Annotated in this window: 13 protein-coding genes; 8 read left to right on the plus strand and 5 right to left on the minus strand. The window is 72.9% G+C overall.

Annotated features, from left to right (window positions below; translation table 11 throughout):
- The first annotated feature begins 62 nt into the window (after positions 1–62).
- Positions 63–368: an Asp-tRNA(Asn)/Glu-tRNA(Gln) amidotransferase subunit GatC gene (gatC, locus tag GA0074694_RS14205; protein ID WP_088980289.1), complete on the plus strand. Its 306-nt coding sequence runs from the start codon at positions 63–65 to the stop codon at positions 366–368.
- A 76-nt stretch (positions 369–444) separates the two neighbouring features.
- Positions 445–1,920: an Asp-tRNA(Asn)/Glu-tRNA(Gln) amidotransferase subunit GatA gene (gatA, locus tag GA0074694_RS14210; protein ID WP_091458155.1), complete on the plus strand. Its 1,476-nt coding sequence runs from the start codon at positions 445–447 to the stop codon at positions 1,918–1,920.
- Positions 1,921–1,952: 32 nt separating this feature from the next.
- On the opposite strand, the gene GA0074694_RS14215 is transcribed toward gatA, so the two are convergent.
- Positions 1,953–3,158, minus strand: a complete 1,206-nt coding sequence (locus GA0074694_RS14215; protein ID WP_091458157.1) for an RNA-guided endonuclease InsQ/TnpB family protein — start codon at positions 3,156–3,158, stop codon at positions 1,953–1,955.
- 155 nt (positions 3,159–3,313) lie between these two features.
- Here GA0074694_RS14215 and gatB point away from each other — a divergent pair, with 155 nt between their 5' ends.
- Entirely contained in the window at positions 3,314–4,810 is a 1,497-nt protein-coding gene (gatB, locus tag GA0074694_RS14220) for an Asp-tRNA(Asn)/Glu-tRNA(Gln) amidotransferase subunit GatB (RefSeq protein ID WP_091458159.1), read from the plus strand.
- A 259-nt stretch (positions 4,811–5,069) separates the two neighbouring features.
- Here gatB and GA0074694_RS14225 read toward each other — a convergent pair whose 3' ends face one another.
- The gene (locus tag GA0074694_RS14225; protein ID WP_091458161.1) at positions 5,070–6,602 is read right to left on the minus strand and encodes a metallophosphoesterase; all 1,533 of its coding nucleotides are present in this window, start codon (positions 6,600–6,602) and stop codon (positions 5,070–5,072) included.
- 83 nt (positions 6,603–6,685) lie between these two features.
- The gene (locus GA0074694_RS14230) at positions 6,686–7,858 is read right to left on the minus strand and encodes a PQQ-dependent sugar dehydrogenase (protein ID WP_091458163.1); all 1,173 of its coding nucleotides are present in this window, start codon (positions 7,856–7,858) and stop codon (positions 6,686–6,688) included.
- Positions 7,859–7,983: 125 nt separating this feature from the next.
- Between GA0074694_RS14230 and GA0074694_RS14235 the strand changes: the two genes are divergently transcribed.
- Both GA0074694_RS14235 and GA0074694_RS14240 read left to right on the plus strand, forming a co-directional pair.
- Complete coding sequence (locus GA0074694_RS14235) at positions 7,984–9,654, plus strand: glycosyltransferase family protein (RefSeq protein WP_245714690.1); 1,671 nt, start codon at positions 7,984–7,986, stop codon at positions 9,652–9,654.
- 18 nt (positions 9,655–9,672) lie between these two features.
- Positions 9,673–10,596 (plus strand): 2-hydroxyacid dehydrogenase, encoded by a 924-nt coding sequence (locus tag GA0074694_RS14240; RefSeq protein WP_091458165.1) that lies wholly within the window; start codon positions 9,673–9,675, stop codon positions 10,594–10,596.
- Positions 10,597–10,663: 67 nt separating this feature from the next.
- Here GA0074694_RS14240 and GA0074694_RS14245 read toward each other — a convergent pair whose 3' ends face one another.
- On the minus strand, positions 10,664–11,044 hold the full coding sequence (locus GA0074694_RS14245; RefSeq protein WP_091458169.1) for a PH domain-containing protein: 381 nt from the start codon (positions 11,042–11,044) through the stop codon (positions 10,664–10,666).
- Positions 11,045–11,223: 179 nt separating this feature from the next.
- Here GA0074694_RS14245 and GA0074694_RS14250 point away from each other — a divergent pair, with 179 nt between their 5' ends.
- On the plus strand, positions 11,224–13,359 hold the full coding sequence (locus GA0074694_RS14250) for a putative bifunctional diguanylate cyclase/phosphodiesterase (RefSeq protein WP_245714691.1): 2,136 nt from the start codon (positions 11,224–11,226) through the stop codon (positions 13,357–13,359).
- Between the two features lie 63 nt (positions 13,360–13,422).
- Here GA0074694_RS14250 and GA0074694_RS14255 read toward each other — a convergent pair whose 3' ends face one another.
- A complete protein-coding gene (locus GA0074694_RS14255; protein WP_176737903.1) occupies positions 13,423–13,926 on the minus strand; it encodes a flagellar protein FlhE in 504 nt (167 codons plus the stop codon).
- 138 nt (positions 13,927–14,064) lie between these two features.
- On the opposite strand from GA0074694_RS14255, the gene GA0074694_RS14260 reads away from it, so the two are divergent.
- Both GA0074694_RS14260 and GA0074694_RS14265 read left to right on the plus strand, forming a co-directional pair.
- Positions 14,065–14,433 carry a nucleotide pyrophosphohydrolase gene (locus GA0074694_RS14260; RefSeq protein WP_091458173.1) on the plus strand — a complete coding sequence of 123 codons (369 nt, stop codon included), beginning with the start codon at positions 14,065–14,067 and terminating at the stop codon, positions 14,431–14,433.
- A 377-nt stretch (positions 14,434–14,810) separates the two neighbouring features.
- Complete coding sequence (locus GA0074694_RS14265; protein ID WP_245714692.1) at positions 14,811–16,448, plus strand: DUF2075 domain-containing protein; 1,638 nt, start codon at positions 14,811–14,813, stop codon at positions 16,446–16,448.
- Positions 16,449–16,652 lie beyond the last annotated feature (204 nt).

Genomic DNA, 16,652 nt, shown 5'->3' on the forward strand with positions numbered 1-16,652 from the left:
GCAGTCGACCCCGCGGTCGGCGTACCGCCCGAATCAGCAGCACCATCACGAAGGGGGCACCGATGGCCGCCATCTCCCGCGAGGAGGTCGCGCACCTCGCGCGCCTGTCGCGGCTCGCCGTCACGGAGGAGGAGCTGGACACCTTCGCCGGCCAGCTCGACGTGATCCTCCAGGCCGTCGCCCAGGTCGGCGAGGTCGCCGCCGCGGACATCCCGCCGACCTCCCACTCGGTGCCACTGACGAACGTCCTGCGCGAGGATGTCGTCCGGCCCGGCCTGACCCCCGACGAGGCGCTGTCGGGTGCGCCCGACGCCGAGGAACAGCGGTTCCGCGTTCCGCGGATCCTGGACGAGGATGTGGCTTCATGAGCGAGCACAGCGAGCGAATCAGCAGCACTGGTGTGCGGGGCGCTCAGGGCGCCGGCGAGCGGAGCGGGGCGGCGGCATGAGTGACTTGACCAGGCTCACCGCCGCCGAGCTGGCCGCGCTGGTGGCCTCGGGGGAGACCTCCGCCGTCGAGGTGACCCGGGCGCACCTGGACCGGATCGCCGCCGTCGACGACCGGGTCCACGCCTTCCTGCACGTCGACACCGAGGGCGCGCTGGCCGCCGCCCGCGTCGTCGACGAGCGTCGCGCCGCCGGCGAGGAACTCGGCCCGCTGGCCGGCGTGCCGGTCGCGGTCAAGGACGTGCTCACCACGAAGGGTGTGCCGACCACCGTCGGCTCGAAGATCCTCGAGGGCTGGCGTCCGCCGTACGACTCGACCATCGTCGAGCGGCTCCGCGCCGCCGGGACGGTGATGCTCGGCAAGACCAACATGGACGAGTTCGCCATGGGCTCCTCCACCGAATACTCCGCGTACGGTCCGACCCGCAACCCGTGGGATCTGGAGCGGATCCCGGGCGGCTCCGGTGGCGGCAGCGCCGCCGCGCTCGCCGCGTACGAGGCCCCGCTGTCCATCGGCTCGGACACCGGCGGCTCGATCCGCCAGCCGGGTGCGGTCACCGGCACCGTCGGCGCGAAGCCCACCTACGGCGGCACCTCCCGGTACGGCCTGGTCGCCTTCTCCTCCTCGCTGGACACCCCCGGCCCGTGTGCCCGTACGGTGCTCGACGCGGCCCTGCTGCACGCGGTGATCGGCGGGCACGACCCGCGCGACTCCACCTCCATCCCGCAGCCGGTGCCGGACGTGGTGGCCGCCGCGAAGCGCGGCGCGACCGGCGACCTGACCGGCGTGAAGCTGGGCGTGGTCACCGAGTTCTCCGGCGACGGGGCCGAGCCGGGCGTGGTGGCCGCGTTCCGCGACTCGGTCGAGGCGCTGACCAAGCTCGGCGCGGAGATCGTCGAGGTCTCCTGCCCGCACTTCCAGTACGCGCTGCCGGCGTACTACCTGATCGCGCCGAGTGAGTGCTCGTCCAACCTGGCCCGCTTCGACGGGGTCCGGTTCGGCCTGCGGGTCGGCGACGACGGCAACCGGTCGCTGGAGGAGGTCATGTCGCTGACCCGGGACGCCGGCTTCGGTCCCGAGGTCAAGCGCCGGATCATGCTCGGCACGTACGCTCTCTCGTCCGGCTACTACGACGCCTACTACGGGCAGGCGCAGAAGGTCCGGACGCTGATCACCCGGGACTTCACCGCCGCCTTCGAGCAGGTCGACGCGCTGATCTCGCCGACCACGCCGTTCGTGGCGTTCCCGATGGGCTCGCGCACCTCGGACCCGTACCAGATGTACCTGGCGGACCTGTTCACCATCCCGTCCAACCTCTACGGCGGTCCGGGCATCTCGGTGCCCTGCGGGCTCTCCGAGGGGCTGCCGGTGGGGCTCCAGGTGATGGCCCCGACCATGGCCGACGACCGGATGTACCGGGTCGCCGCCGCGCTGGAGTCGACCGTCGGCACGTTCACCCCACCGGCACTGTGAGTCAGGAGCGTCAGTTGACTTTCTCCCCGCGCCTAAAGGCGGGGGATTCCAGCGGTCGCCCGCTGGGTTTCCTGCTTCGTCGACGACCGCCCCGTCCGGACGTCCGTCCGTTGGGGTCTTACACCGCCTCCACAGGCAATCACGGAGAGCCCCTCCGCGAGGATGTTGCGGGCCGCGTTGACGTCACGGTCGTGGGTCTGCCCGCATCGGCATGTCCACGACCGCACGTTCAGTGGCATCCGCTCAGCGAGCGCACCACACGCCGAGCACAGCTTGGACGACGGGAACCAGCGGTCCACGACCACCAGGTCGCGGCCGTGCCAGTCGGCCTTGTATTCCAGCAGGGTGCGGAACTGCCGCCAGGCCGCGTCGCTGATGGCGCGGGCCAGGCTGTGACTCGTGACCATGTTGCGCACGGTCAGATCCTCGATCACGATCGTTTGGTTCTCACGAACGAGCCGAGTGGTCAGCTTGTGCAGGTGGTCCCGCCTGCGGTCGGTGATCCGGGCGTGCACGCGGGCGACCTTGAGCCGGGCCTTGGCCCGGTTGTGGGACCCCTTGGCTTTGCGGGCCAGTTCCCGCTGCGCCCTGGCGAGCGCGGCCCGGTCGCGGCGCTCATACCTCGGGTTGACGATCTTCTCTCCGGTGGAGAGGGTCAGCAGGCTGTCGAGGCCGGCGTCAACGCCGACCATGCCCGAAGCCGGAGCCTGCTCGATCACGTCGTCGCAGAGCAGGGACACGAACCAGCGTCCGGCCGCGTCCTGCGACACGGTGACCGTGGACGGCCTCGCGCCCTCGGGAAGCGGCCGGGACCACACGATGTCCAGCGGTTCGGCCATCTTCGCCAGGGTGAGCTGGCCGTCTCGGTACCGGAACCCGCTGGTGGTGTACTCCGCCGACCGGCGCGACTTCTTCTTGCTCTTGAAGCTGGGGTACCGGGCACGCTTGGCGAAGAAGTTGGTGAACGCGACTTGCAGGTGCCGCAGGGTCTGCTGCAACGGCACCGACGACACCTCGTTGAGGAACGCCAGGTCGTCGGTCTTCTTCCACGTGGTCAGCATCGCCGAGGTGGCGTTGTAGTTGACCCGTTCCTGGCGCAGCGTCCACGCCTCGGTGCGGGCGGCCAACGCCATGTTGTAGACCAGCCGGACACAGCCGAACGTACGGGCAAGCTCGGCGGCCTGCGCGTCGGTCGGGTAGAAGCGGAATTTGAATGCCCGCTTCACGGCCCTGGTCACGGCTCACAGCCTAACAAGCTAGCTGGTAAGCATTCCGATGGCATGGGGACGGACACCGACCCGCCTTGGCGACGGGCCGGCTTTCCCCGCCCGGCTCCGCCGGAGTTCCGTTTCCTCCCCACGGCTAAAGCCGGGGGTTTCCACGGAGGTTTGCGATGACCACGACCCTGCCCGCGTACGACGACGTCGTCGCGCGTTACGAACCGGTGATCGGCCTGGAGACCCACGTCGAGCTGGGCACGAACACCAAGATGTTCTGCGCCTGCCCGACCGACTTCGGCGGTGAGCCGAACACCCGGGTCTGCCCGGTCTGCCTGGGCCTGCCCGGCTCGCTGCCGGTGGCCAACTCCGCCGCGATCGAAGCGACCATCCGGATCGGCCTGGCGCTGAACTGCTCCATCGCCTCCTGGTGCCGGTTCGCCCGGAAGAACTACTTCTACCCGGACATGCCGAAGAACTTCCAGATCAGCCAGTACGACGAGCCGCTCTGCGTCGACGGTTACCTGGACGTCGAGGTGAACGGCGAACTGGTCCGGATCGGCATCGAGCGGGTGCACCTCGAGGAGGACACCGGCAAGACGCTGCACGTCGGCGGCTCCGGCCGGATCCACGGCGCCACCGAGTCGCTGGTCGACTACAACCGGGCCGGCATCCCGCTGGTCGAGATCGTCACCAAGCCGGTCGACGGCACCGGGGCGCTCGCCCCGGAGGTGGCCCGTGCGTACGTCACCGAGCTGCGCGACGTGATCCGCTCCCTCGGCGTCTCCGACGTCCGGATGGAGGAGGGCTCGCTGCGCTGCGACGTCAACACCTCGCTGCATCCGGCCGGCTCGACCGAGTGGGGCACCCGCACCGAGACCAAGAACGTCAACTCGCTGCGCGCGGTGGAGCGGGCGGTCCGCTCCGAGATGCTGCGTCAGGCGATGGTGCTCGACTCGGGTGGCCGGATCGTCCAGGAGACCCGGCACTTCCACGAGGACACCGGGGACACCACCCCGGGCCGGTCGAAGGAGACCGCGACCGACTACCGCTACTTCCCCGAGCCGGACCTGGTGCCGCTCGCGCCGGACCCGGCCTGGGTCGCCGAGTTGAAGGCCGCCCTGCCGGAGCTGCCCCGGCTGCACCGCCGCCGGCTCCAGCAGGAGTGGGGGATCTCCGACCACGACATGCAGTCGGTGCTCAACGCGGGCGCGGTCGAGCTGATCGAGGCCACGGTGGCTGCCGGGGCCAGCCCGGCCGCCGCACGGAAGTGGTGGCTGGGCGAGCTGTCCCGGCGGGCCAACGAGTCCGGTGGGGAACTGGCCGACGTCGGGGTCACCCCGGCCCAGGTCGCCGAACTCCAGGGGCTGGTGGACGCGGGCAAGCTCAACGACAAGCTGGCCCGGGTGGTCCTGGAGGGCGTGGTGGCCGGCGAGGGCACCCCGACCGAGATCATGACCAACCGCAACCTGGAGGTCGTCTCCGACACCGGCGCGCTCACCACGGCCGTCGACGAGGCCATCGCCGCCAACCCGGACATCGCGGAGAAGGTCCGCAGCGGCAAGGTCGCCGCGGCGGGCGCGCTGGTCGGCGCGGTCATGAAGACCACCCGCGGCCAGGCCGACGCCAAGACCGTCCGCGAACTGGTCCTGGCCCGCCTCGGCGTCTCCTAGCCGGCGCTGGTCGCCCTCGTTCCGTGCCTGCAGGGGCCCCTTGTTCGACAAAAAGCGGTAACAGGGGGCCCCTGCTTACACGCACCCCCACCACCACCCCCTCGGTAGGAGTTCAACGGTGAACGTCCACCCGCTCGGGGTGGACGAGTTCGGCCAGTCCGGCACCGTCCACGAGCTGCACGACCTGCTGCCCGGCAGCATCGTCAACGCCGCCCTGGCCGCCCTCTCCCTGCGCTGAGCGACACGGGTCAGGCCCGGGTCAGCGGGTCGGGGTGGGGGTGACCGGCGCGTCCGCGCCGACCTTCGGGTCCCGGACCACCCGCCGTTCCAGATTGACCTGCGCCTGGCCGGTGCCGCCGACGGTGATGTCGTCGTACGCCTGGAGCAGCTTGTTCTCGTCGAAGTAGAGCACGCTCATCGACAGTGGCGTCGGCTCCTCGCCCTCCAGCCCGCGCAGCCCGGCCCCGCCGGTGGAGCCCTGCACCATGAGCTGGGTGGGCGTCTTCCCCACCTGCGGGGGGAGCTTGGAGACCTGCCGGTCGTGGGTGTGCCCGGAGAGCACCAGCGGGCACGTGCCGGAGAGCGGCCCGGCCGAGGCCGGGTCGTGCACCAGGGCGATGTTCACCGGCGTCGGTGATTCCCGCACGGTCGTGGCCAGCTTCTCGCCCACGGTGATCACCTGGTCGGCGGTGGGCTGGTCGAGGCCGCCAGCGGCGGGGGCGGTGCTCTTGTCCGGGGTGAAGCGCGGGTCGCCGATGCCGGCGATGGTCAGCCCGGCGACCGTCGTCGTCGCGTTGTCCAGCACGATCGCGTTGGGCTGGCGGGCCACGGCGGCGGCGGTCCGGCCCGAGTCGTGGTTGCCCCGGATGTAGACGTACGGCTTCTTGAGCAGCCCGATCGAGCCGACGTAGTTCGCCTCCGGCTCGCTGCCCCAGTCGGTGATGTCGCCGGTGTCGATCACCACGTCGATGTCGAACTGCTCCACCACGGTCCGGATGAGCTGCCAACCGGTCGGGTTCAGGTGCATGTCGGAGACGTGCAGCACCCGCGTGGTGTTCGGGGCCGGCTCGTACACCGGAAGCGCCGAGACGGTGGTGTAGAGCTGGCTGACGTTGCCGACCAGCCGCTGGAGCTGCTCGGCGTACTTGGTGTAGTCGTCGGCGATCCGTCGGGCGTCACCGACGATGGCGGGGGCGTTGACGAGCAGCCCCTCGTACCGGGGCTCCTCGATCGACTGCGGGCGGAGGGTGGACGCGGCGATGCCGAGGCTGCCCGCGGTGACCACCAGTGCCAGCCCACCGGCCCAGGCCGTGCGGCGGGTGTCCCGGAAGGCCAGTCCGGCCAGGATCAGCGTGACGGCGACGGCGGCACCGACGGTACGCAGGCCGAGGCGGAGCACACCGTGCCGGACGTCGGCCACGGCGGACTGGCTGGCCCGGTTGATGCTCGCCGGGTCGTCGATCAGCGCCTCGACCCGCCCCTGGTCGAGCGCCCCGAGCTCGACGTCGAGGTGGGCTGGTCCGTCGTGGCTGTCCAGCAGGAGGGCGCCCAGCGGCGGGATGTCGATCGTGGTGCCCCCGTCGAGGTTCGGGGTGAGCGCCATCCGGGCCCGGAACGGCCCGATGTCGGTGTCGACCTGGCCGCCGGCGAGGACGCCGAGCAGCGCACCGGTCAGGCTGATCGCCAGGACCGCCAGCCCCACTCCGAGCCGACGCAGCGTGCCGACCCACCTTCGCCGCGGGGGACGATCGTCCCCGGGGCGCTGCCGCGTGTTCTCGTCCTGCCCGTCCATGGTGAGATTCTGACCTGCCCAATGGGGGATCTTGGCAAACCCCGGGTTGCCGAGCCGCCGTGGCTCGTCGACGTCTGTCCAGCTCAGCTGCGACCGGCTCCGCCACCGGCGAAGACCAACCGGAGCAGGCGGTCGTCCTCCGGTTCCGGGTCGCCCCGGCCGTCGTGGTTGGAGGTGCTCACCCAGAGCGAGCCGTCGGGAGCGGCGGCGACCGCCCGCAGCCGGCCGTACCGGCCGGTGAGCAGTTCCCGGGGCTGGCCGAGCACGGTGCCGGTGTCGGTCAGCTCGACGAGCCAGAGCCGTTCCCCGCGCAGGCAGGCGGCGGCCAGCAGGCGCTCCACCACCGCCGCGCCGGAGCAGGACGCGTCCGCGGTGCGCCACTGCACGATCGGGTCGCGGTAGCGGCGGTCGCCGGCCTTCCCCTCGACCTGCGGCCAGCCGTAGTTGCCGCCCTTGGTGACCAGGTTGACCTCGTCCCAGGTGTTCTGCCCGAACTCCACGGCGTACATCCGCTTGCCGGCGTCCCAGGTGATGCCCTGGACGTTGCGGTGCCCCAGTGACCAGACCGGCGAGTTCGGGTACGGGTTGTCGGGGGCCGGCTTCCCGTCCGGGGTGATCCGGAGGATCTTGCCGCCGAGGCTCCTGACGTCCTGCGAGAGCGGACGGTCGCCGCCGTCGCCGGTGCTGGCGTAGAGGAAGCCGTCCGGTCCGAAGGCCAGGCCGCCGCCGTTGTGGATACCGGCGACCGGGATGCCGGTGAGGATCGGCGTCGGTGTCCCGCCGAGCGTGAACTTGACGATCCGGTTGTCCCGCGCGGTGGAGTGGTAGACGAAGACCGTCCGGTCGGTGGCGTAGGCGGGGGAGACGGCGATGCCCAGCAGGCCACCCTCACCGGACGCCTCGACGTCGGCGATGGTCTGCACCGGGGTGACCTTCAGCCCGTCCGGCCCGGACTCCGGTCCGACCTGGAGGACCCGTCCGTTGTCGCGTTCGGTGACCAGGGCCCCGCCGTCCGGCAGGAAGGCGACGGCCCACGGGACCCGCAGTCCCTTGGCCAGCACCGTGGCCACGACCTCCTGCTCACCCTGCTCGTTGGCGGTCGCGGAGGGGGTGGGGAGGTTCGGCGGCTCGCCGGCCGGGTCCGGTTCCGGTTCGCCGAGACTGCACCCGGCGGTGACCATCAGCAGCGCCGTGCAGGACGCCGCCGCCGTCGCGATCAGGCGGCCGAAGCGGGGGTACGGGAGACGGGCGCTCACCCGGACCAGACTAGCCGTTCACCGGGCGGGGCTCCGGTACGCGATCCGGGGGCTCCACCCGGAAACACGCCGACAAAGACGGATATGTCAGCTGGTCGACCGCGCGTCCTGCGACACTGGCGGCCGTGGTGATCACCGACCGGCCGGCGCGGGACCCCGTACCGTCCGGGGTGCCGGACCGGCGTCGGACGGTGTCCGCCGGCCGGACGGCTCTCGTGCTCGGGGCGCTCGGCGTCGCCTACCGGGCGGCGGCGCTCCTGGCCGGTCTGCCGCCGACCAACAGCGACGAGGCGGTCACCGGCCTGGTCGCCACGCACGTCGCGCAGGCCCGGGAGTTCCCGCTCTTCTTCTACGGACAGCACTACATGGGAGCGTTGGAGGCGTACCTCGCCGCCGGGCTGTTCGCGCTCACCGGCCCGGGCCTGGTCGCGCTGCGGCTGCCGAACCTGGTGCTCTACGCCCTCTTCCTCGTCCTGATGTGGCAGCTCACCCGCCGGCTCTACCACCCGTGGTTCGCCACCGCCGTGGTCGGCCTGCTCGCGCTCGGCTCCGACCGGATCCTCAAGAACCAGCTCATCGCCGCAGGTGGCTACCCGGAGATGAACCCGGCCGGAGCGCTGCTCGTCCTGCTCGCGGTGCTGCTCGGCCTCGGCGCGGTACGCCGTCGCGCGCCGGCCTTCGCCGCCTTCGGCCTGGTCGCCGGCCTCACCCTCTGGGACGACTGGCTGGTCCTGCCGTACGTGGCCGCCGCCGGGCTGCTCCTGCTCGCCGGAGCCGGTCGGGACCTGGCCGGACGCGGTGGCGCCGCGCTGGCCGCTGGGCTCGCCGTCGGGCTGCTGCCGATCGTGGCGCACAACCTCACCGCCGCGCCGGAACACCGCTCGCTCGCCGCCTACCGGCAGCTCGGCGGCGGTACGCCCGGCGACTGGACCGACCGGCTGCACGGCGGTGTGCTGTTCGGGCTGCCGATGGGCACCGGGTTCTGTGCGCCGAGCCGGTGCGCGGACTGGCAGCTCTGGTGGGGAGCGGTCGCCCCGCTGCTGCTGCTCCTGGCCGGACTGCTCGCCCTCCGGGCACTGTGGGGACTGCGCCCGGCACCAGCCGGCGACGCCGCGATCCGGACGGCCCTGCCCGACGACGCCGCGATCCGGACGGCGCGGATCCGGCAGGGCGGGCGGCTGGCCCTGGTCGGGGCGGCGGCGGTGAGTCTCGCCGCGTACGCCGGCAGCGCCGCCGCCGGCACCACCCCGGTGGAAAGCTCCCGCTACCTGTCCTGCCTACTCGTCTCCCTGCCGGCGTTGCTCTGGCCACTCTGGTCGGCGGCCCGTGCGCACCCCGGCCGGCTCCCCGCCGGGCTGCGGCGCCTCGGGCGGGCCGGACTGGCCGCGGTGGCCGGGAGCGCGCTGCTGGCCACCGGGACGCTGGTCACCGAGGCGGACGACCTCACCCGGGCCGACGACCGGCGGCACGACCTGGTCGCCGCCCTCGACCGGCTCGGCATCCGGCACTTCTACACCGACTACTGGACCTGCTACCCGATCGTCTTCGCCAGCCGGGAACGGTTGGCCTGCGGGGTGATCCGGGACGACCTGCGCGCCGGCTGGGACCGCCATCCGGCGTACCCGGCGCGGGTGGCCGGGGCCGACCGGGTGGCGTACGTGCTGCCCGCCGGCACCGCACTGAGCCGGGCGGTCGCCGACTGGCTGGCCGTCTCCGGCACGCCGGTGACCCGGACGACCGTGCCCGGGTACGACATCCACCTGCCCGCCGCCCCGGTGGGCCTGCCGCTGCGCTGACGGCTAGGGTCGGCGGGCGTGAAGGTATGGATCCCGCACGAGCAGGGCCGGGCCCTGCTCGACCAGCTGCCCGGCGTCACCGTCGAGGCGGCCGAGAGCCCGGACCGGCTCCCCGGCGACCCGGCCGGGGTGCGGTTCTGGGTGCCGCCGTTCCTCTCCACCGGCAAGGTGGTCGAGCTGGCCGGCAGGCTGCCCGACCTGGAGGTGGTGCAGCTGCTCAGCGCCGGGGCGGACGTCTGGGTCGGTCGGCTGCCCGTCGGGGTGACCCTGTGCGACGCCCGGGGCGTGCACGACTCCGGCACCGCCGAGTGGGTGGTCACCGCGATCCTGTCCCGGCTGCGCCGCTTCGACACCCTGGCCCGGGCACAGGGTCGGCGCGAGTGGGCCTACGGTGACGTGGCCCCGACCGACGAACTGGCCGGCAAGCGGGTGCTGATCGTCGGCGCGGGGTCGATCGGCGCGGCGCTCCGGGCCCGGCTGGCGCCCTTCGAGGTGAGCTTCACCCTGGTCGCCCGGACCGCCCGTCCCGACGAGGGCGTGCACGGCGTCGACGAACTGCCCGCGCTTCTGCCGCAGGCGGACGTGGTGGTGCTGCTGGTGCCGCTGACCGACGCGACCCGGGGCCTGGTCGACGCGGCCTTCCTCGCCGCGATGGCCGACGGGGCCCTGCTGGTCAACGCGGCCCGGGGGCCGGTGGTCGACACCCCGGCACTGGTGGCCGAGCTGACCACCGGCCGGATCGCCGCCGCCCTCGACGTCACCGACCCGGAGCCGCTGCCGGCCGACCACCCGCTGTGGGAGCTGCCCAACGTGCTGATCACCCCGCACGTCGCCGGCTCGGTGCGGGGCCTGCTGCCCCGGGCCTACCGGCTGGTGGCCGAGCAGCTGCGCCGGCTGGCGGCGGGCCGGCCGCTGGCGAACGTGGTCACCGACGGCTACTGAGCCGGGCCGCGACCGGATCCGGGCTCGACGGCCGGTCGGTTCCCCGCTGACGGCCGGGCCCGGCGGGTCAGTCGTCCGCGCGGTCCGGGAGGGTCTGGCCGGTGACCGCGACGAGCCGGGGCAGGTCGGCACCGCGTACCGCCGGCAGGGCCACCCGTTCGCCGTCGTCGAGCCGGGCGACCGCCCGTCCCCTCGGGTCGGCGGCCAGCTCGACGATCCGGGCCCAGGGCAGTCGACGCTGCCCGAACAGCGCGCGGACCCGGACCTCCCGGGGGTCGGCGTCGGTGCCGGCCCGCCACGCCCAGATGGCGATCACCAGCGGGACGAGCAGCACCGGGAGGAAATACCACCGGGCGTCGGCGATCGGCAGCGCGCCGATGACGGCGACCACCGCCGCGACCAGGAGGGCCTGGCTGTGCCGGAAACGGAGAGTGTCGGTGCGACTCACCCCCCGATGATCCCACCTCCCGGGACCCGCCCCGGCGTCGGGCGGCGCCGCACCGGACGACGGTGACCGGGGTCACGGGCGGGGGCGCGTAACCGGCACGCGCCCGGGGTCGTTTCGGGAGCAGAGGTGTATCCGTTTCGCATCCGCCTCACCCGACCCCGCCCCTGGAGGTGACCGACGTGTCCCTCGCACCGCCACCCCGTGTTCCCGTACCGGTGCCGGAGCCCGCCGTCGTCGCGGTCGTGCTGCTGTTCGTCGTCGCCGGCCCGGCCACCCCCGCCTGCCGGGCCGCGGTCGCCACCGGCGGACTGTGCGCCGTCGCCCTGCTGCACGCCGTCGGGCCGCTCCCGGTGCCGGGACGCGCGCCCCGACCGGCCGGTGTCCGACTGCGGGCGGCGACCGAGGCGGTCGGCCTCGGGCTCGGCCTCGCCTTCGCCAGCTGGATGCTGCTGCCCGCCGGTGCCGCGCCGGTGCCCGTCCGGGCGGCCCTGGTGGTCGCCGCCGTCGGCATCTCGGCGGTCCTGGTCACCGCCCCGACCGATGGCCCGTCCCCGGTCGGGGCGGTCGTCTGGCGGGCGGGTGCCGTGACGGGCCAACTCGGCCTGGCCGGGCTGGTGCTGCTCCACGCCTACCGGGCCCCGCAGGAGGCGACGCTGCCGGTGGCTCTCCTGACCGCGGCGGGGGCGCTGCTGACCGCGTCCGGTGCCCGCCGGCTGGCCCGCGCGGCCCCGCCACAGCGCACCGCCCCGGGAGGGCTCTGGCCCCGGATCACCGCCCCGGCCGTGATCGCGGCCCTGGCCGCCGGCTACCACCTCGTCCGGGTCGGGGAGTTCGACCGCACCGAGGTCGTGCTCGGCCTGGCGGTGATCCCGCCGATGGTCGTCCGCGAGCTGCTGACCGTCGCGGACACCCGTCGCCTCGGTGGGCGGGAGGCCCGCGGTGCCGACGAGGGACTCCAGCGGGAGGCCCGCGACGCCGACGAGGGACGCCAGCGGGAGGCCCGCGACGCCGACGAGCGACGCCGTCCGGAGCCGGTGCCGGATCTCGCCGGCACCGATCACCTCACCGGACTGGCCGACCGGCGGGAGCTGCGTCGGGCGCTGACCGGTCGGCGGGCCGGGACGGGGGAACCCGCCACGCTGCTCGTGCTGGACCTGCACGGCCTCTGCGCCGTCGACGACGGCAGCGGGCCGACCGCGGGCGACCGGGTGCGCGTCGAGGCGGCCCGACGGCTGCGCGCCACCGCCGGTCCGGACGACCTGGTCGCCCGCCTGGCCGGGGACCAGTTCGCGGTGGTCGTCGGGAGCGGGTCGGTGCCCGCGTACGGGCTCGCCCTCCGCCTGCTCGACGCGCTCACCGCGCCGTACCGGCTGCCCGGCGCGTACGTGCGCCTGGAGGTGAGCATCGGGCTGGCCGACACCGCCGCCGGCAGTGCCGACGACGTGCTGCGGCAGGCGGACCTGGCCCGGCGGCGGGCCAGCCAGCTCGGCCGGGACCGGATCGAGTGGTACGACGTCTTCCTCGAGGAGCAGTTGGTCCGCCGGCTGGACCTGGAGCGGGAACTGGCCGGTGCGGTGGCCCGGGGTGAGCTGGACCTGGTCTACCAGCCGGTGCACGGGCTGGCCGACCGGGTGCCGGTGGGCACCGAGGCGCTGCTGCGCTGGCGCAGCCCCCTGCTCGGCACCGTGCTTCCCGCCGAGCTGATCCCGGTCGCGGTCGACCTCGGCCTGCTCGGCGAGGTGGGGCAGTGGGTGCTGGACCGGGCCTGCCGGCAGCTCGCCGCCTGGTCGGCGGTGCACCCGTCGCTCTGGATGGCGGTCAACGTGACCCCGGAGGAGCTGACCGCCGCGGACGTCGTCACCCGGGTGGCGGACACCCTCGCCCGGTACGGGGTGCCGGCCGAACGGCTGGTGGTCGAGGTCGGCGAGGCCGGGCTCGACGTCGACCTGCCGACCGTGGTGGCCCGGCTGGCCGGGCTGCGTTCCCTCGGCGTCCGGACCGCGCTGGACGACTTCCACGCCGGCCGTGCCTCGCTGCGGCGGCTGCGGGAGCTGCCGATCGACCTGGTCAAGGTCGATCCGCGGGCGGTCGGTGGCGGCGAGGGGGAGCAGCCCCTGGTCGACGTGGTGGCGAACCTGGCCCGGCGGCTCGGGCTGGAGGTCGTGGTGGAGGAACTGGAGTCGACAGGTCAGGTCGACCGGGCGTACCAGGCCGGCTGCCGGTACGGGCAGGGCTTCGCGCTCTCCCGCCCGGCGACCGCTGAGCGGGTGGAGGCGCTCCTGGAGGAGCACCCGTCACCCGGCGCGTTCGCCTGACCGGGGCGGCCCCAGCACCGGCCGTCGGCTCGCGCCTCGTGCTTGGTGCTGGGGTGGCGGCGGTCAGCGGGAGACGAGCCGGAGGGGTGAGGTCTGGGTGTGGGCCGGGGACGGCGTGGCGTAGCTGTAGTTCACGATCACCTGGTGCTGCCCGGCGTACCGGTACGGGCTGAGGATCTTCGTCACCGGGTCCAGGACGGCGAGCCGGAACAGCCAGCCGCGCTGTGCGGAGAGGCCCTGCCAGGCCGTGGTGTTGCCGGTGGCCCAGCCGTTGGGCAGGTCGAGGCAGAGCAACTGCCCCGGGCCGTTCGGGTTGCAGAGCTGGGCGATCACGTTCGACTGGTTGGAGATGGAGTACGACCAGTAGATCGTGTCGATCGATGAGGCCGCCGGGGCGCTGGACGGCGCGTTGACGGTGGTGCTGGAGTACCACCAGTTGGTCTGGTACAGGACGGGGCCGGTCGGGTTGACGACGTAGGCGGCGTCGGAGGCTTGGGCGGCGGAGGTGGGTAGCAGCACGGCGATCACGGCGACGATCACGATGCCGAATCTTCGGACGGTGGTCACAGGCGACCTCCATTCGTGGGAAGGCCACAAACCTAGCCTTGGGTGCCGTCCTGACTGCAGAGGGTAAACATCCATTGGTCGTCACCCGTCAGCAGGATGGCGATCGAGGCCGGCGTGGTGGCGTTAGGGTCGCTTCCCATGACGACCAGCAGCGACCCGGGGATCGACGCCCTCGCCGCCGCACTGCGACGGTTCGCCGACGAGCGCGACTGGGGGCAGTTCCACACGCCGAAGAATCTCGCCATGGCGCTCGCCGGTGAGGTGGGGGAGTTGCTCGCCGAGTTGCAGTGGCTGACCCCGGAGGAATCCGTAGCGGTCATGGCCGACCCGGGGGCCGGCGGCCGGGTCCGCGCCGAGATCGGCGACGTGATGATCTACCTGGTCCGGCTGGCCGACGCCCTCGGGATCGACCTGGTCGAGGCGGCCACCGACAAGCTCGCCGACTCGGCCCGCCGGTACCCCGTCGAAAATGCCCGGGGCTCAGCCGCCAAGGCTGCCGGGGAGTAGTCAGACCGGCTCCGGTTAGAGTCGTGGGCAGTAAGCGGTCCGACGGGCTTCCGCACCAGGGATATGCCCCCCATCCGCACGATCACTTCGTGCTGCCCGGGGGCTCCTGTCGATGTCGGCGTACCGAACGTCCGCAAATGGTCTGCTGCGTCTGTCCACTGAGGACACGCTCGTGGATGTACTGACCGAGCACGCCCGGTTCAACGGCCATGGTGCCGGCCCGGCCGAGAAGCGGTCGTGGGCAAGGAGCCTGCCGGTGCTGGCGCAGGATCTTGTCGACGCCGGGCTGAGCCAGGTAGAGGTGCTCGTCGAGTATCAGCTTCCGCTGACCAGCCGCCGGGTCGACGCGGTGCTCGCCGGCGTCGACCCCCGTACCGGTGAGCTATCTGGTCGTCGAGCTGAAGCAGTGGTCCTACGCGACCGCGTACGAGGACTCCGACACGCTCGTCGCCGTGGAGCAGGTGCCGGGTCCACGGCTGCATCCGGGTGTGCAGGTCGAGGAGTACTGCCGCTACCTGACCGACTTCCTCGGCATTCTCGGCCGGGACGCGAAGCCGCTACGGGGCGCGGCGTACCTGCACAACGCGGTCGACCGGGACGTCGCCGACCTGCTCGACCGTCCGGCGACCGAACAGAGCCGGATCTTCACCAAGCAGCGGCGCGGGCAGTGGCTCGACCACCTGCGGAGCCGCTTCGCTCCGGACTCCGGTGCGGGTGCCGGCGACCGCTTCCTGACCAGCACCGTCCGCCCGAGCCGGCACCTGCTGGCGTACGCGGCGGCGGAGCTGAAGGAACGCTCGCACTTCATCCTGCTCGACGAGCAGCGCGTGGCGTACGAGTTGGTCATGCACGCGGTGGAGCGGGCCCGGACGGGCAACCACAAGCGGGCCGTGGTGGTGGCCGGCGGACCGGGCAGCGGCAAGAGCGTCATCGCGCTGTCCGTCCTCGGTGAGCTGGCCCGGCGTAACCGGACGGTGTTGCACGCCACCGGATCCCGATCGTTCACCCAGACCCTGCGCCGCTATGCCGGTCGCGGGTCGACCCGGCTGCAGAGCCTGTTCAAGTACTTCAACAGCTTCATGAGCGCCGAACCGAACGACGTCGAGGTGCTGATCTGCGACGAGGCGCACCGGATCCGGGAGACCTCGGTCAACCGGTTCACCACGAAGGACCGGCGGACCGCCGCCCGGCCGCAGATCGAGGAGTTGTTCGCCGCCGCCCGTGTGCCGGTCTTCCTGCTCGACGAGCACCAGGTGGTGAAGCCCGGTGAGCTGGGCAACGTCGAGGTCATCTCGGCCTACGCGGAGAAGCTGGGGCTGGAGGTGGAGGTCGTCTCGCTGCACGACCAGTTCCGCTGCGGCGGCAGCGAGGCGTACGAACAGTGGGTCCTCGACCTGCTCGGCCTCGACGGTGGGGAACCCACGGTCTGGACCGGCGACGGCCGGTTCGACGTGCACGTGGTCGACTCGCCGGAGGAGTTGGAGGCATACCTGGCCGAGCGGCAGGGTGTGAGCGGGACCGCGCGGATGTCCGCCGGGTACTGCTGGCCCTGGAGCGATCCCCGCCCGGACGGCACGCTGGTGCCCGACGTGACCGTCGGCGGCTGGGCCCGGCCGTGGAACGTCAAGAGCGAGCGGAGCGTGGGCGACGCGCCGGGCAGCGCGTTCTGGGCCACCGATCCGAACGGCTTCGGTCAGGTGGGATGCGTCTACACCGCGCAGGGCTTCGAGTACGACTGGTCGGGCGTGATCATCGGCCCGGACCTGGTGGCCCGGGACGGGAAGCTGGTCACCCGGCGCGCGGAGTCGAAGGATCCGGCGTTCCGCAGCCGCAAGGCGGTCAGCGACCTCGAGGCGGACCGGCTGATCCGTAACACCTACAAGGTGCTGCTGACCCGCGGCCTGCGCGGCACGGTCATCTACGCGACGGACCCGGAGACCCGGGAGCACCTGCGTGGCCTGGTCCGGGTCGAGCGGGCCCCGGAGACCCGGTACGAGGTCGACCGGGACCGGTAGCCACCAGCGCGCGACGCTGGGTACAGCGGTGGAGGAGCTGGTCGGCCGGGTCTGCGCGTTCACCGACAGGTCGCGGGCGTACTTCACCGTCGCCGGACACCCCGGCGACGGGTGGCGTCCAGCTCCGGCCGTTCCGCCATCTCCGCAGTTCAGGCGTGACGTCGAGGGTATCCCGGCGAGCCGGGACGGCATTGTCGCTTGGCT

It is taken from the genome of Micromonospora inyonensis (assembly GCF_900091415.1).
Classification (GTDB): domain Bacteria; phylum Actinomycetota; class Actinomycetes; order Mycobacteriales; family Micromonosporaceae; genus Micromonospora; species Micromonospora inyonensis.